This is a genomic window from Streptomyces arenae, assembly GCF_022343545.1.
GTDB classification, from domain to species: domain Bacteria; phylum Actinomycetota; class Actinomycetes; order Streptomycetales; family Streptomycetaceae; genus Streptomyces; species Streptomyces humi.
On sequence record NZ_JAKQYH010000028.1, the window covers coordinates 1 to 15,098 of the forward strand.

The 15,098-nt window shown below is 74.4% G+C and carries 13 protein-coding genes; 8 read left to right on the plus strand and 5 right to left on the minus strand.

Going from position 1 to position 15,098, the window contains the following annotated elements; all coding sequences use genetic code 11:
* The 5 genes from MB828_RS13610 to MB828_RS13630 form a co-directional block, all read left to right on the plus strand.
* A partial coding sequence (locus MB828_RS13610) for a helix-turn-helix transcriptional regulator (protein WP_301648368.1) occupies nucleotides 1-1,175 on the plus strand: 1,175 nt, incomplete at its 5' end.
* Between the two features lie 97 nt (nucleotides 1,176-1,272).
* Complete coding sequence (locus MB828_RS13615) at nucleotides 1,273-2,490, plus strand: alpha/beta hydrolase (protein WP_301648369.1); 1,218 nt, start codon at nucleotides 1,273-1,275, stop codon at nucleotides 2,488-2,490.
* A gap of 35 nt (nucleotides 2,491-2,525) precedes the next feature.
* Nucleotides 2,526-3,527, plus strand: coding sequence for a helix-turn-helix domain-containing protein (locus MB828_RS13620; RefSeq protein WP_301648370.1), 1,002 nt, complete (start codon nucleotides 2,526-2,528; stop codon nucleotides 3,525-3,527).
* Complete coding sequence (locus tag MB828_RS13625) at nucleotides 3,521-4,471, plus strand: helix-turn-helix domain-containing protein (RefSeq protein ID WP_301648371.1); 951 nt, start codon at nucleotides 3,521-3,523, stop codon at nucleotides 4,469-4,471. The genes MB828_RS13620 and MB828_RS13625 overlap by 7 nt, the downstream gene beginning before the upstream one ends.
* 130 nt (nucleotides 4,472-4,601) lie before the next feature.
* The gene (locus MB828_RS13630; RefSeq protein WP_301648372.1) at nucleotides 4,602-5,066 is read left to right on the plus strand and encodes a DUF5709 domain-containing protein; all 465 of its coding nucleotides are present in this window, start codon (nucleotides 4,602-4,604) and stop codon (nucleotides 5,064-5,066) included.
* Nucleotides 5,067-5,097: 31 nt separating this feature from the next.
* On the opposite strand, the gene MB828_RS13635 is transcribed toward MB828_RS13630, so the two are convergent.
* Together MB828_RS13635 and MB828_RS13640 are read right to left on the minus strand one after the other, a co-directional pair.
* Nucleotides 5,098-5,967: a LysR family transcriptional regulator gene (locus MB828_RS13635; protein WP_301648373.1), complete on the minus strand. Its 870-nt coding sequence runs from the start codon at nucleotides 5,965-5,967 to the stop codon at nucleotides 5,098-5,100.
* Between the two features lie 57 nt (nucleotides 5,968-6,024).
* Nucleotides 6,025-7,221: an MFS transporter gene (locus MB828_RS13640; protein ID WP_430381376.1), complete on the minus strand. Its 1,197-nt coding sequence runs from the start codon at nucleotides 7,219-7,221 to the stop codon at nucleotides 6,025-6,027.
* A gap of 335 nt (nucleotides 7,222-7,556) precedes the next feature.
* Here MB828_RS13640 and MB828_RS13645 point away from each other — a divergent pair, with 335 nt between their 5' ends.
* The 3 genes from MB828_RS13645 (at nucleotide 7,557) to MB828_RS13655 (ending at nucleotide 10,107) form a co-directional block, all read left to right on the plus strand.
* Nucleotides 7,557-8,528, plus strand: coding sequence for an alpha/beta hydrolase (locus tag MB828_RS13645; RefSeq protein ID WP_301648375.1), 972 nt, complete (start codon nucleotides 7,557-7,559; stop codon nucleotides 8,526-8,528).
* A gap of 33 nt (nucleotides 8,529-8,561) precedes the next feature.
* Nucleotides 8,562-9,287: an alpha/beta fold hydrolase gene (locus MB828_RS13650; RefSeq protein WP_301648376.1), complete on the plus strand. Its 726-nt coding sequence runs from the start codon at nucleotides 8,562-8,564 to the stop codon at nucleotides 9,285-9,287.
* A 97-nt stretch (nucleotides 9,288-9,384) separates the two neighbouring features.
* A complete protein-coding gene (locus tag MB828_RS13655; protein ID WP_301648377.1) occupies nucleotides 9,385-10,107 on the plus strand; it encodes a hypothetical protein in 723 nt (240 codons plus the stop codon).
* 27 nt (nucleotides 10,108-10,134) lie between these two features.
* Here MB828_RS13655 and meaB read toward each other — a convergent pair whose 3' ends face one another.
* The 3 genes from meaB to MB828_RS13670 are packed head-to-tail and all read right to left on the minus strand — an operon-like array spanning nucleotide 10,135 to nucleotide 15,082.
* A complete protein-coding gene (gene meaB / locus MB828_RS13660) occupies nucleotides 10,135-11,121 on the minus strand; it encodes a methylmalonyl Co-A mutase-associated GTPase MeaB (protein WP_301648378.1) in 987 nt (328 codons plus the stop codon).
* A complete protein-coding gene (gene scpA / locus MB828_RS13665) occupies nucleotides 11,118-13,277 on the minus strand; it encodes a methylmalonyl-CoA mutase (protein ID WP_301648379.1) in 2,160 nt (719 codons plus the stop codon). Before scpA ends, meaB begins: the two co-directional genes overlap by 4 nt.
* Nucleotides 13,277-15,082, minus strand: a complete 1,806-nt coding sequence (locus tag MB828_RS13670) for a methylmalonyl-CoA mutase family protein (protein WP_301648380.1) — start codon at nucleotides 15,080-15,082, stop codon at nucleotides 13,277-13,279. The genes scpA and MB828_RS13670 overlap by 1 nt, the downstream gene beginning before the upstream one ends.
* Nucleotides 15,083-15,098: the final 16 nt, after the last annotated feature.

The window sequence follows — 15,098 nt, forward strand, 5'->3', positions numbered from 1 at the left end:
GCGGGGTGTGGGGTGGGGAAGCGTTGGTGGGGTGGGTGGGGGGTGGCGCCGGTGTGTCGGGTGGGGTGTCGCGTGGTTCGCTCGGGGGGTCGGACGCGCCGGTCGTGCGGACGGTGCTCGGCGCCGTGGCGCACCACGCCGACGAGGCGGACGCGGAGCTGGGGCGGTCGCGCACGGCCGACGACCGGCTGCGGGCCGCCCGCGCGTTCGGTCTGCGCGGCTGGTCGGTCGTACCGCACGTGGACACCCTGCTGGCCGTCGGCCGGTTCACCGAGGCCGGGGCCGTCGTCGCGGACGCCCTCGCCGAGGCCGCCGTACTGCGGCTGCCGGGCCTGACGGCCGACCTGGAGGCCCAGGCCCTGACCCTGTGGGCGCTGCGCGGCACCCCGCTGCCGCAGCCCCGGCTCACCCCGTCGGTCTGGCGTGAGGTCTGCCTGGCGGAGAACCGGGCCACCCACGCCCGGCTGCTGCGCGCCCGCGGACTCGTCGCGCTCCTGCGCGGGGACATGGAGGACGGCTGGCGGCACCTGCGCGGCCTGTTCACCGCCGACGGCCCGCCCCTGCACCCCCACCTGTCCGCGCGCGCCGTCGCCGAACTCGCCGTCACCGCCCAGCGCACCGGCCGCACCGCCGAGGCCCTGCCGATCCTGGAGCGGGTCGCGGCGGACCAGGGGGACCGCCCGAGCACCAGGATGACCCTGCTGCTGCACCACGCCGGAGCCCTCGTTGGGCCGGAGCACGAGGCCGAGCAGCACTACCAGCTGGCGCTCGTCAACCACGGCGCGAACCGCTGGCCCTGGGAGTGTGCGCACGTCCGCCTCAACTACGCGATCTGGCTGCGCCGCTGCCGCCGCACCCGGGAGGCGCGCCGGCAGCTGACCACGGTCCTGGAGACCGCCGAACACCTCGGCGCGGGCACCCTCGCGGCCGCCGCCCACCGCGAACTGCGCGCCAGCGGCGCCGCGCCCGCGCCCGCGGGCACCGGTCCGCTGGAGCAGCTCACGGCACAGCAGCGGCAGATCGTCCAGCTCGTCGCGGACGGCCTGTCGAACCGGGAGATCGGTGAGCGGCTCTTCCTCTCACCGCGTACCGTGGGCTCGCACCTGTACAAGGTGTATCCCAAACTCGGCATCAGCAGCCGCCACCAGCTCCGCGACCTGGTGCAGGACCGGTGAGCGGGCCGACGGAGCACGACCGGAGGACGGCCCGTGACACCGGTGCGCCGGTCGCAGGAGAGCTCATGACGCGCGCACACCGACCCCTGGAGCGCCCATGACAGCCGGCCGGTCCGGCACGGCCGTCGTTCTCGACCCGGCCGTGCAGCGTCTGGTCAGCGCCGCCACCGTGCCGCCCGTCCTGGACGACCTCGGCCCGGACACCGCCCGGCAGGCGCTGCGGGAGACCCAGGCCGACCGGTTCGAGGACTTCGCCGTGGACGCGGTCTTCCGTACGGCTCCCGTCGGCCCGTCCCGGCTGCTCGGCTTCTGGACGGTCCGCCCGGCCGGGGTGCCGGGCCCCCTCCCGGTCCTGCTGTACCTGCACGGCGGCCGGTGGACACTCGGCGACGCCCAGACCCACGCCCGTCTCATCAGCGAACTCGTCACCGGCGCCGGCGTGTGCGCGGTCGTACCCGAGTACAGCCGCACACCCGAGGCCCGCTACCCGGTGGCCGTCGAGGAGTGCTACGCCCTGCTGGCCTGGGCGGTCTCCCAGGCCGGCGAACTCGACCTGGACCCCGGCCGGCTGGCGGTGGCCGGGGACTGCGCCGGAGCCACCCTCGCCGCCGCCGTCACCATGCTGGCCAAGCTCCGCAACGGCCCGCCGATCGCCGCGCAGCTCCTCTACTACCCGCTCACCGACGCCCGTTGCGACAGCCCCTCGCAACAGCAGTTCGCCACCGGCTACCTGCTCACCCGCCGGGCGCTGCGCGCCTACTGGGCACGGTACGTCGGCGACCCGGCCCGCCGGACCGAGCCCACCGCGGCACCGCTGCGGGCGCGTCCGCAGGAACTGGCCGGGCTGCCGCCGGCCCTGGTCGTCACCGCCGAGGCGGACGTGGCCCGGGACGAGGGCGAGCAGTACGCGCGGCTGCTGACCGAGGCGGGCGTCGAGGCGCTGTCCGTACGGTTCCTCGGGACCGTCCACGACTTCGTGGCGCTGCACGCCCTGGCCGACAGCGAGCCCACCAGGGCGGCGATCCGCACCGGCAGCGCCTTCCTGCGCACCCGCCTGCACCACACCCGCCCGCCCGCCCCGACACACCCCGCGCCGACGGACCCCGCGCCGACGGACCCGGCACCGACACGCCCCGCGCCGACGGACCCGGCACCGACACGCCCCGCGCCGACGGACCCGGCACCGACACGCCCCGCGCCGACACACCCCGCGCCGACACGCCCCGCGCCGACGGACCCTGCGCCGACACACCCCGCGCCGACACGCCCCGCGCCGGCCGGTCCCGTGACTGCCGAGGAACAGTCGGGCGACTGATGCGGCGGTGCCGGTCGCCGGGTGAAGCTGGCAGCATGCCAACCGTCATCGACTCCCACGACGAGAGAGCCCGGGCCCGGGTGCTGACCACGCGCTCGGTACCGCCGCGCGAGAGCCTGGACTACTGGCACGACGCTGTGCTCGACACCCTGGTGGGGATGGACATCGCCACCGAGGGCCGCACCTACGACGCCACCTTGCGCACCGACCGCCTCGGCGACCTCCAGATCACCACGGTGGAGGCCGACCCCGGCACGGTCCACCGGGCGCCCCGCTTCATCGCCCGCGGCGACGGACGGCAGGTCTTCGTGGCCGTCCAGAGCACCGGCCGGGCCCGGGTCGAACAGGACGGCCGCCGCACCGAGCTGCGCACCGGCGACATCGGCCTCTTCGAGACCGTACGGCCCTACCGCACCGCCTTCCCGGACCGCTTCCGGATGAAGATCTTCGCGGTACCGCGCCGGCTCCTCGACCTCCCGGAGACCGACCTGGGGCGGCTCACCGGACGTGCGATACGCCCCACCGGCGGGGTGCCCGCCCTGCTCGCGCCGTTCCTGGAGCGGCTGGCGGACACCTCCGAGTCGTACGCGGCACCGACGGCCGAGCGGCTGGCGGCCCACGTGGTCGACCTGGTGGCGGCCACCGCGGCGGAACAGCTGGCGCGGGACCCCGCCGAACTGCCGGGCGCCGACGGGGTGCTGCTGCTGCGCGTCAAGACGTACATCCGCTGGCAGCTGTCCGACCCCGGGCTGACCCCGGCCGTCATCGCCCGGGTGCACGGCATCTCGGTCCGCTACCTGCACCGGCTGTTCCAGGACGAGAAGACCACCGTGTGCCGGTGGATCCGCGAACTGCGGCTGCGGGAGTGCCGCCGGGAACTCGCCGCCCAGCCGCCCGGTTCCGTCAGCCTGGGCCCGGTCGCCCGGCGCTGGGGCTTCAGCGGCCCGGCCGGCCTCGGCAAGGCCTTCCGCACCGTCTACGGACTGTCCCCGACCGACTGGCTGGACCGGGTGCGCGCGGGCGAGGCGCCATGCTGACCGCCGTCACCTGCGCCACCCGGGACCTGGCACCCGGCGACCGCCTCGCCGCCTGGCAGCGCGCCGTCTCGCGGACCTTCGTGGACGTCGAGGTCGCCGTGGACCACGACCGCCCCTGGACCGGCACCCTCGCCGCCGAACGGCTGGGCGGCCTCCAGATCGCCACCGAGGAGTTCGGCCCCGGCGCGTTCCTGCGCAGCGCCCGCACCGTCGCCGCCGACCCACGCACCCACATCCTGGTCCGCCGGCAGCTGGACGGCACCGCGCTGCTGCTCCAGGACGGCCGCACCGCCGAACTCACCCCCGGCCGACTGGCGTTCCACGACGCCCGGCGCCCGTTCCGGATCGTGCTGCCGGCCCGGCAGCGGGCCCGTGTGCTCATGGTGCCCCGTGCCCTGCTGCGCCTGGAGGAACGGCAACTGCACGCCCTGACGGCCACCGTGGTCGACGGCGCCGACGGGGGAGCGGCGGCGCTGCTGCTGCCGCTCCTCGACGGCCTCGTCGACGAGGTGGCCCGGGCCGGCGCGTCCCGGCGTGAGCAGCTCGCCCGTACCGTCCCGGAGATCCTGGCCACCCTCGCCCTGGAACGGATCGGCGGCCGGCCCGAGTCGGCCCTGTGGGAGCGGATCACCGCGTCGGTGGAGGCCCGGCTCGGCGAACCCGGCCTCGCCCCGCAGGACATCGCCGACCAGCACGCCATCTCGCTGCGCTACCTGCACCGGCTCTTCCAGCGGCACGGCACCACCATGGGCGCCTGGATGCGCGCCCGCCGGCTGGCCGCGGCCCGCGCGGAACTCGCCGGGCCCGGCGCCGCCCGCCGGCCGATCGCCGCGGTGGCCGCCCGCTGGGGTTTCGGCAGCGCCTCGCACTTCAGCCGGGCCTTCCGCGAGACGTACGGCACGTCCCCCGCCGAGTGGCGGCGGGCGGCGGCCGACGGGGAGTGAAGGCGGACCTCCGTGCCCGGTCGTGTTCCGGGAGCGCACAGATTCGCGATCGGCGGACGGGACGGTGCCGGTCGTGCCGATACTTGGGGCCAGTGGGGTGGGGCTGCCCCCTCGGAACGATGGAGCGGACATGACCGACGACGCGATGGGTGACGACGTCTACCAGCCGGACGGTTCGGAGGTGCAGGACGACGCGGGTCTGCTGGACGCCGCCGACACCCTGGACTACCGGGCCGGCGAGGAGGCCCTGGGCGAGGGCTACTCGCCGCCGGAGCGGCCCTGGGGCGTCGAGCACACCGGTGTGACGGCGGCGGAGGGGCACCGGGGCGAGACCCTGGACGAGCGCCTCGCCGAGGAGGTGCCGGACCTCGCGGTCCCGGAGGGCGACGGCCTCGGCGACGTCTGGGACACGGACGGCGAACTCCTCGACGACGAGGTCGGCGACGACCGCGCCGGCCGGCTCCTCGCCCCGGACGAGGGCACGCACGAGGTCACCGACTCCGGCCTGTTCGCCTCCGACCGTGGCCTGGACGGCGCCGGCGCCTCGGCGGAGGAGGCCGCGATGCACGTGATCCCGGAGTCCGGCACCTTCTGACGGACGGACTCGGCGCGGCAGCCCCGGGCGGTCAGTTCAGGTGGCGCAGCAACGCCGCGGCTGCCGCCGGGGGCTCGCCGGGCGGTCGTACCACCATCACCTTCCAGGTCGGCGCGTGCCGGGTGAACCGGTAGGTCGCCAGGTCCGGGAAGCGGCGGGCGATGGTCGGCGGCATGACGCAGACGCCGAGGTCGGCCCGGACCAGTTCGGACGCGGCCACGATGTCGTTGACCTCGAAGGCCGTGGCGCGTTCGACGCCGGCCGCCCGGAACGAGCGGTCGGCCGCGTCCCGGATCGCCCACCCCGGCGTGAACTCCACCTGGGGCAGCTCCGCGATGTCGGCCAGGTCGACCCGGCCGCCGGGCCCGCTCGCGGTGAGGGCCCGGCGGGGCGAGGCCACCAGGACCATCTCCTCACGGGCCAGCAGCCGGGTCACCAGTCCGCGCTGCTGACGGCGGTCCAGCGCCACCACCGCCAGATCCACCGTGCCCTCCCGCAGACCCTGCCGGATGTCGGCGACCGCGGCCTGCCGCAGCCGCACGCCCACCCGCGGGTGCTCCGCCCGCAGCGCGGCCAGCGCCAGGTGCAGGTCCGCCCAGACGCCCTGCATCGTGCCGACCGTCACCCGGCCGCGCAGCTCGCCCTTCGCCGCGTCGACCGCCTCCCGGGCCGCCTCGGCGGCCCGCAGCGCCTGCCGGGCCGCCGGGACGAACGCCTCGCCGGCCGGGGTGAGCCCGACCCGGTGCGTGGTCCTGGTGAACAGCGCGGTACCCAGCTCGCGTTCGAGGGTGCGGACCGTACCGGACACGGCGGACTGCACCACGTGCAGCCGCCGTGCCGCCGCCGTGAACCCGCCCGTGTCCGCCACCGCGACGACCACTTCCATCTGCCGCAGGTCCATCGTCCGCTCCCACCGACACAGCGCCCGTCCGAGCCGGGCGACGATCTCCGCCGCATCCTAGGCGCGGCCACCGCTTCCGCCGTGCTCCTGCGCCGAGTGCTCCGTCCCCCGGCGGCGTTCCGTCAGCCAGTACAGCAGTGCCAGTACCGGCAGAGCGGCCCCGAACACGCTCACCGCGCCCCAGCCGCCGGCCCGGTAGGCGACGGAGCCGGCCTGCGAGCCCACCGCGCCGCCGATGAAGAAGATCGCGATGAAGGCGCTGTTCAGGCGGGCCCGGGCGAGGGGGTCCAGCTGGTAGACCGTGTGCTGGCCGAGGATCAGCGTGGTCTGCACGGCCATGTCGAGGGCGACGGCGGCGAGCGCGATCAGGACCACGCTGTGCTGCCCGAGCCCGGCCACGGCGAAGGCCAGCGCGGCGACACCGAGCGCGGCGCCGGTCATGGGCCGGGTCAGCCCGCGGTCCGCCCAGTGCCCGGCGAGCGGCGCCACGGCCGCACCGGCGGCTCCGACCAGCGCGAACACCCCGACGCCGACGGCGGAGTAGTGGAACCGCGGCCCGGTCAGGACGTACGAGACGGTGGTCCAGAAGGCGCTGAACGCACCGAACATCGCCGCCTGGTAGAGACCGCGGCGCAGCAGCACCGGGTGGGTGCGCACCAGCGCCGCCGTGGAGCGCAGCACATGGTGGTACGGCACGGACGTGGTCGGCGCGTGCCGCGGCAGGGCGAGCCGCAGGGCCACCGCCAGCAAAGCCATCAGCAGGGCGGAGCCGAGGTAGACGACCCGCCAGCCGGCCACGCCGGAGACCAGGCTGCTGAGCGTGCGGGACAGCAGTATGCCGGTGAGCAGGCCGCTCATCACCCGGCCCACGATCCGGCCGCGGGCTTGGTCGGGCGCCAGGCTCGCGGCGAACGGCACGAGGATCTGCGCCACCACCGAGGTGGCACCGCTGACCAGCGAGGCGGCCAGCAGCATGGGGAACCCGGTCGCCAGGCCGGCCGCCGCCATCGCGAGCGTGGTGACCGTCAGCAGCGCGGTGACCAGGCTCCGCTTCTCCAGCCGGTCGCCCAGCGGGACCAGGAAGACCATGCCGATCACGTAGCCGACCTGGGTGAGCGTGATCAGCGAGCCCGCGGTGGACTCGCCGACGTGGAAGACACCGCGCAGCTCGGCCAGCAGCGGCTGCGCGTAGTACAGGTTGGCGACCGTCATCCCGGAGGCGACGGCGAACAGCGCGATCAGCCAGCCGGGCACGCCGTGGGCGGGCTCGGCGGCGGCGTCCCGGCGCGGGGAGCGGACTTCGGACGACGACTCGGACACGGGGACCTTCCTCACAGGAGGCAGTGCACTCACGTACCGCACAGCGTTCTGCCGGCCGCTGTGCTTCCCACCTCACGGCGATCATCGGGGATGTCAGTCATCTTGACCGGAGATGACCGGCGCAGGGGCGGCCGGACCGGTCCCGGGTGCGCTGCCGGGACACCGGATGTGCGCTCGCGGTCAACTGCCGTGGCCGGGGCGCTCCTAGCGTGGAGGCACGGTGGCACCGGAACGACCGGTACGCCGCACGCGATCCCAGGAGACCCCTCATGTCCGAAGCCCCCCAGCCCGTCAAGCCGGTCCTCGAACCCGCCGCCCAGGCCTTCGCCGAGGCCACCGCCAACCCGCCCTTCCTCTTCGACCTCGCCCCGGAGGAGGGCCGCAAGGCCGTCGACGAGGTGCAGTCCGGCGAGATCGCCAAGCCGGCCGTCGACGAGGAGTGGATCACGGTCTCCGGCGGGCCCACCGGTACCGTCCGCGCCCGCATCGTGAAGCCGGCCGGCGCCACCGGCACCCTGCCGGTCATCATCTACATCCACGGCGCCGGCTGGGTCTTCGGCAACGCCCACACCCACGACCGCCTGGTCCGCGAACTCGCCGTCGGCGCGAACGCCGCCGTCGTCTTCCCCGAGTACGACCGCTCGCCCGAGGCCCGCTACCCGGTCGCCATCGAGCAGAACTGGACCGTCGCCAAGTGGGTCGTGGAGCAGGGCGCGACCAAGGACCTGGACCCCACCCGGATCGCGGTCGCCGGTGACTCGGTCGGCGGCAACATGACCGCCGCGCTCACCCTGATGGCCAAGGAGCGCGGCGGCGTCCCGCTGCTCCAGCAGGTGCTGTTCTACCCGGTCACCGACGCGAGCTTCGACACCGCCTCCTACCACCAGTTCGCCGAGGGCTACTTCCTGCGCCGCGACGGCATGTTCTGGTTCTGGGACCAGTACACGACCGACGAGGCCGAGCGCGCCCAGATCACCGCGTCGCCGCTGCGCGCCACCACCGAGCAGCTCAAGGACCTCCCCCCGGCCCTGGTCATCGTCGCCGAGGCCGACGTGCTGCGCGACGAGGGCGAGGCCTACGCCAACAAGCTGCGCGAGGCGGGCGTCGCGGTCACCGCGGTCCGCTTCCAGGGCATCATCCACGACTTCGTGATGCTCAACGCCCTGCGCGAGACCCACGCCGCCGAGGCGGCCATCTCGCTGGCCGCACGCACCCTGCACTCGGCCCTGCACGCCGCCTGACCCGCAGCGCAGGTCCGTCGAAAAGGAATCCCCATGACCGACTCCACGCCCACCGTCGTCCTGGTGCACGGCGCGTTCGCCGACGCGTCCAGCTTCGCCCGGGTCGTCCCGGAACTCCAGGCCGACGGCCTGAAGGTGCTCGCCCCCGCGGTGCCCAACCGCAGCCTCACCGGTGACGCCGCCTACATCGCCTCGGTGGTCCGTGCCATCCCCGGCCCGGTCGTCCTGGTGGGTCACTCCTACGGCGGTGCCGTCATCACCGTCGCGGGCGCCGAGGCCAACGTGCGGGCCCTGGTCTACCTGGCCGGGTACGCGCTGGAGGAGGGCGAGAGCCTCGGCGAGCTCCAGGGCCGCTTCCCGGACTCCGAGCTCGCCTCGGCCCTGGTGTACACGCCGTTCCCGGTGGCCGGCTCCGACGAGCCCGGCACCGACGTGACGGTGGACCCCGACCGGTTCCCCGAGATCTTCGCCGCCGACGTGGACCCGGACCTCGCCAGGGTGCTGGCCGTCTCCCAGCGGCCCCTGGCGGGTGCCGCCTTCGCCGAGGCGGCCCCCGTCGCGGCCTGGAAGACCAAGCCGTCCTGGGGCCTGGTGTCGTCCGCGGACCGCACCATCAACCCCGACGTCGAGCGCTACGGCTACGAGCGCGCCGGCATGACGACCGTCGAGGTGGACTCCTCGCACCTGGTCATGCTCGCCCACCCGCAGGAGGTCGCCGACGTGATCCGGGCGGCCGTGCTGTCCCTCTCCTCGGAGTAGACCGCGCACCCCGCAAGGGTGACGCCACGCGGGCCGCGTACCGGTGTCGACCGGGCGCGGCCCGTCCGCGTGTAGGTACGTGATCATGCGGACACCGATGCGATCCCCCTGGACCTGGGCCGCCCTCGCCGTCGTGACGGCGGTGTGCGGGGCGCTCCCGTACGCCGTGGCCGGCGGCGACACCTCCCGCCCGCTCTCGGCGGCCGAGGGCCGGCGGCTCGCCCTCACCAGGCTCCGCACCGCCCGGGACAGCCCGGCCGCGATGACGGTACGGGCACCGCTGCCCGGCGGTACGGCCGTGATCCGCGCGGTGGTCGACGAGCAGCGGCACCGGGCGGTGGGCTGGTTCGACACGGGGGACGCGGCGGAACGCGGGCTGCTGGCCTGGGACACCGGGGGCCTGGCGGTGGCCCGGCCGCGGACCGACGGCGGCGCGGCGCCGCTGACCGGACCGGCGTCCCTGGCCCAGGCGGTGGCCGAGGCCGGGCGGCTGCGCCGCGGGGTGTGGATCCGCCGGAGCTACGGACCGGCGTCGCTGGACACGGCACTGCGGCTGACCCTGTCCCCGCTCGCCCGCCCCGTGCGCCGCCACGTGGGTGAGGACCACATCGGCGGCCGCGACTGCGACGTCTTCTCCGCGCCCCCGTCCCTGCGTTACTGGATCGACCGGACGGGCCGGCTGCGCCGCGTCAGGGAGGACCTGGACGACGACCGCACGATCGAGGTCGACATGACCGGCACGCGGGTGCGCCCGGGGGTGCCGGACGGCCCGTGGGCGACGGGCCGGCCTGTGAACCAGCCAGTCCCGTCCGCCAGTTGACCATTCCATCCGGGAGGCGCTCCGGGATCAGGCGTCCTGCGACCCCTCGAACGCCCGGAGAATGCGCTCGGCGGCCAGGGTCGCCGTCAACGTGCCCTCCCTGACCTGCTGTTCCAGGCCGGGGGCGGCCGCGCGCACCGCCGGGTCGGCGTACAGCCGGCCGAGCAGTTCGTCCCGGACCATCGACCAGGTCCAGCCCACCTGCTGGTCACGGCGTTTGGCGGCGAGCCGGCCGGTCGAGTCCAGCAACGCCCGGTGCTGTTCCAGCCGTTCCCAGACCAGTTCCAGGCCCGTCGACTCCCGGGCGCTGCAACTCAGCACCGGCGCGGTCCAGAACGCGTCCTTGCCGTGCATCAGCCGCAGCGCGCCCGCCAGTTCACGGGCCGCGGACCGGGCGTCCCGCTCGTGCGGGCCGTCCGCCTTGTTGACGGCGATCACGTCGGCGAGCTCCAGGACGCCCTTCTTGATGCCCTGGAGCTGGTCGCCGGTGCGGGCCAGGCTGAGCAGCAGGAACGAGTCGACCATGTCGGCGACCGCCGTCTCGGACTGCCCGACGCCGACCGTCTCGACCAGGATCACGTCGTACCCGGCGGCCTCCATCACCACCATCGACTCACGGGTCGCCTTCGCGACCCCGCCGAGGGTGCCCGCGCTGGGGGAGGGGCGGACGAAGGCGTCCGGGTCGACGGCGAGGCGTTCCATCCGGGTCTTGTCGCCGAGGATCGAGCCGCCGGTACGTGTCGACGACGGGTCCACGGCGAGCACCGCCACCCGGTGCCCCAGCCCGGTCAGCAGCGTGCCGAACGCGTCGATGAACGTCGACTTGCCCACGCCCGGCACCCCGCTGACGCCGATCCGCCGCGCCCGGCCGCTGTGCGGGAGCAGCTCGGTGAGCAACTGCTGTGCCAGCGCCCGGTGCTGTGGACGGGTGGACTCGACGAGGGTGATGGCGCGGGCGATGACCGCGCGCTTCCCGTCGAGCACACCCTTCACATAGGCGTCGACATCGATCACAGGTCGTGCCCGAGTTCCGCCGACAGCCGCTCGACCAGGTCGTAGGCCGCGTCCGGGATCACCGTCCCGGGCGGGAACACGGCCGTGGCGCCCATCTCCAGGAGGGTCGGCACGTCCTGCGGCGGGATGACCCCGCCGACCACGACCATGATGTCCGCCCGGCCCTCCTCGGCGAGCTTCTCGCGCAGCGCCGGCACGAGGGTGAGGTGGCCGGCCGCCAGCGAGGACACGCCGACCACGTGGACGTCCGCCTCCACCGCCTGGCGGGCGACCTCCTCCGGGGTCTGGAACAGCGGGCCGACGTCGACGTCGAAGCCGAGGTCGGCGAAGGCGGTCGCGATCACCTTCTGGCCGCGGTCGTGGCCGTCCTGGCCCATCTTGGCGACCAGGATGCGCGGGCGGCGCCCCTCGGCCTCGTCGAAGGCGTCGACCAGGGCGCGGGTGCGGTCCACGTTCGGGGACTCGCCTGCTTCGTTGCGGTACACACCGGAGATCGTACGGATCTGGCTCGCGTGCCGGCCGTACACCTTCTCCAGGGCGTCGGAGATCTCGCCGACGGTGGCCTTGGCGCGGGCCGCGCGCACGGCCAGCTCCAGCAGGTTGCCGTCGCCGTCCGCCGCCCGGGTCAGCGCGTCAAGGGCGGCCCGGCACTCGACGTCGTCCCGCTCCGCCCGCAGCCGGCGCAGCTTCTCGATCTGCTGGGCGCGCACGGAGGAGTTGTCGACCTTGAGGACCTCGATCGCCTCGTCGCTGTCGACCCGGTACTTGTTGACGCCGATCACCGGCTGCCGCCCGGAGTCGATCCGGGCCTGGGTGCGGGCCGCGGCCTCCTCGATGCGCAGCTTGGGCAGGCCGGCGTCGATCGCCTTGGCCATGCCGCCGGCCGCCTCGACCTCCTGGATGTGCGCCCAGGCCTTGCGCGCGAGGTCGTACGTCAGCCGCTCCACGTAGGCGCTGCCGCCCCACGGGTCGATGACCCGCGTGGTGCCCGACTCCTGCTGGATGAGCAGCTGGGTGTTGCGGGCGATCCGCGCCGAGAAGTCGGTCGGAAGCGCCAGGGCCTCGTCGAGGGCGTTGGTGTGCAGCGACTGGGTGTGCCCCTGGGTGGCCGCCATCGCCTCCACGGCCGTACGCGTGACGTTGTTGAAGACGTCCTGCGCGGTCAGTGACCAGCCCGAGGTCTGCGAATGGGTGCGCAGGGACAGGGACTTGGAGTTCTGCGGCTCGAACTGCGAGACGAGCCTGGCCCACAGCAGCCGCGCCGCCCGCAGCTTGGCGATCTCCATGAAGAAGTTCATGCCGATCGCCCAGAAGAAGGAGAGCCGGGGAGCGAACGCGTCCACGTCCAGGCCGGCTTCACGCCCCGCGCGGATGTACTCCACTCCGTCCGCGAGCGTGTAGGCCAGCTCCAGGTCGGCCGTGGCACCGGCCTCCTGGATGTGGTAGCCGGAGATGGAGATCGAGTTGTAGCGGGGCATCCGCTGCGAGGTGTACGCGAAGATGTCGGAGATGATCCGCATCGACGGCTTCGGCGGATAGATGTAGGTGTTGCGGACCATGAACTCCTTGAGGATGTCGTTCTGGATGGTCCCGGCCAGCTTCTCGGGCGGTACGCCCTGCTCCTCCGCCGCCACGATGTACAGCGCCAGCACGGGCAGCACCGCGCCGTTCATCGTCATCGACACCGTCATCCGGTCCAGCGGGATCCCGTCGAACAGCTGCCGCATGTCGTAGATCGAGTCGATGGCCACGCCCGCCATGCCGACGTCACCGGTCACCCGCGGGTGGTCGCTGTCGTAACCCCGGTGCGTGGGCAGGTCGAAGGCGACCGAGAGGCCCTTCTGCCCGGCCGCGAGGTTGCGCCGGTAGAACGCGTTGGACTCCTCGGCGGTGGAGAAGCCCGCGTACTGGCGGATGGTCCAGGGCTGGTTGACGTACATCGTCGGGTAGGGGCCGCGCAGGTACGGCGCGATGCCCGGGTAGGTGCCCAGGAAGTCCAGGCCCTCCAGGTCGCGGCCGGTGTAGAGCGGCTTGACCCCGATGCCCTCCGGGGTCTCCCACAGCGGCAGGTCGCCGCCGGCCGCCCGCCATTCCTCGGGGCCGCCGTCGGTGACCGGGGTCCCCAGTTCGATGCCGGAGAAGTCGGGGATTCCCATCAGGACACTCCCATGCGGTCGAGGGTCTCGGACAGCACGGCCACGGCGTCGCAGCCCGCGAAGACGTACGAGTCGACGCCGGCGTAGTCGCCCCGGCCCGCGAGGACCACGTGCCGGGCCCCGGCCGCCTTGAGCGCCCCGGCGGTCCGCTCGGCCTGTTCGGCGTACCGGTCGTCGCTGGAGCAGAGCACGGCCTCACCGGCACCGCTCTCCTCGAAGGTGCCCCCGGTGACCGGTTCGATACCGCCCGCCTGGAAGAGGTTCGAGGCGAAGGTCGCCCGGCCGGTGTACTCGGCGGCCGAGCCGAGGGTGGCCAGGTAGACCCGGGGGCGGGCGCCGGTCGCCGCGAGATGGGCGTCGGAGCGGGCCCGCAGCTCCTCGTAGGCCTCGTCCCGGCGGACCCGGGGCAGGCCGCCGGACGGCGGCTCGGGCGCGGGCTCGCGCTCCACCGGCTTCTCGGCGAGCAGCGGGAACTCGCTGACACCGGTGATCGGTTCACGCCGCTTCGCGATCCTCTTGGAGCGCTCCGCCCAGGTGGCCGCCAGGTCGGTGCGCAGCCGGCCCGAGCGCAGCACCGCCGCCTGGCCGCCGTCGCGCTCGATCGTCCGGAAGAAGTCCCAGCCCGCGTGCGCCAGTTCGTCGGTGAGCCGTTCCACGTACCAGGAGCCGCCCGCGGGGTCGATCACCCGGGCCAGATGCGACTCCTCGACCAGGATCGTGGAGGTGTTGCGGGCGATGCGCCGGGCGAACGCGTCGGGCAGGCCGATCGCGTGGTCGAACGGCAGCACCGTCACGGAGTCGGCACCGCCCACCCCGGCGGCCAGCGTCGCGACCGTGGTGCGCAGCATGTTCACCCACGGGTCGCGGCGGCTCATCATCACCGGCGAGGTGACCGCGTGCTGCACCTGGGCGCCCGCGCCGGCCGCGCCGCTCACCTCGGCGACCCGCGCCCACAGCCGGCGTGCCGCGCGCAGCTTGGCGATGGTCAGGAACTGGTCCGCGGTCGCCGCGTACCGGAACTCCAGCTGCCCCAGCGCCTGTTCGATGCCGAGGCCGGCCTCGGTCAGCTCCCGCAGATACGCCACCCCGGTGGCCAGCGAGGCGCCCAGTTCCTGCGCGGCCGAGCCGCCCGCCTCGTGGTACGGCAGCGCGTCCACCGTCAGTGCCCGCAGCCCCGGGAACCCCTCGGCGCACCGCTTCGCCAGCCCGGCGGCGGGGGCGAAGGGCAGGGCGGTACCGGTGCGCGCCTCGTGGCCGAGCGGGTCGGCGCCCAGGTTGCCGCGTACGGCCTCGGGGGCGACGCCCTTCTCGTCGTACAGCCGCAGCAGTTCTGCCGCGGCCGCCTCGGTGTCCCGGCCCGCGTCCAGGACGACCGGTGCCAGGTCCAGGTAGACGCCGTCCAGCGCCCGGCCCAGACGGTCGACGGGGATGCCGCCCTCGCCGAGCACGAGCCAGAGGGAGGAGACGCCGTTCTCCAGGTCGGTCAGGACCGCGCCGTCGGGTGCCGCCGCGTGCCGCTGCCTTATGTCCCAGCCGCCCGGGGTGCTGCCCGCGGCGCGGCCGCCGCGCACGAACGGCGCGAAGCCGGGCAGGCCGGGGTCGGGCGCGCCGTCGCGCGCGGTGTAGAGGGGGCGGGTGCGCAGCCCGTCCTCCAGCGTCGTGGACAGGGCGTCCTCAGCGGCCTCGCCCGAGACTTCCTTGCCCGACTTGCGCAGCACGCCCTCCACGAGGCGTTGCCACTGCTCGCGTGTCGCGTCAGGGAACTCGGCGGCCAGTGAGAGCCCGTCGTCAGGCAGGACCGTCATGCTCGGATGCTAGGGC

What these genes read in the sequence shown, in the direction of transcription:
- MB828_RS13625 (WP_301648371.1), top strand. Translation starts at nt 3,521, where the DNA reads ATGCTGACCGCCGTCACCTGCGCCACCCGGGACCTGGCACCCGGCGAC.
- MB828_RS13615 (WP_301648369.1), top strand. Translation starts at nt 1,273, where the DNA reads ATGACAGCCGGCCGGTCCGGCACGGCCGTCGTTCTCGACCCGGCCGTG.
- MB828_RS13630 (WP_301648372.1), top strand. Translation starts at nt 4,602, where the DNA reads ATGACCGACGACGCGATGGGTGACGACGTCTACCAGCCGGACGGTTCG.
- MB828_RS13670 (WP_301648380.1), bottom strand. Translation starts at nt 15,082, where the DNA reads ATGACGGTCCTGCCTGACGACGGGCTCTCACTGGCCGCCGAGTTCCCT.
- MB828_RS13650 (WP_301648376.1), top strand. Translation starts at nt 8,562, where the DNA reads ATGACCGACTCCACGCCCACCGTCGTCCTGGTGCACGGCGCGTTCGCC.
- MB828_RS13645 (WP_301648375.1), top strand. Translation starts at nt 7,557, where the DNA reads ATGTCCGAAGCCCCCCAGCCCGTCAAGCCGGTCCTCGAACCCGCCGCC.
- scpA (WP_301648379.1), bottom strand. Translation starts at nt 13,277, where the DNA reads ATGGGAATCCCCGACTTCTCCGGCATCGAACTGGGGACCCCGGTCACC.
- MB828_RS13655 (WP_301648377.1), top strand. Translation starts at nt 9,385, where the DNA reads ATGCGATCCCCCTGGACCTGGGCCGCCCTCGCCGTCGTGACGGCGGTG.
- MB828_RS13620 (WP_301648370.1), top strand. Translation starts at nt 2,526, where the DNA reads ATGCCAACCGTCATCGACTCCCACGACGAGAGAGCCCGGGCCCGGGTG.
- MB828_RS13635 (WP_301648373.1), bottom strand. Translation starts at nt 5,967, where the DNA reads ATGGACCTGCGGCAGATGGAAGTGGTCGTCGCGGTGGCGGACACGGGC.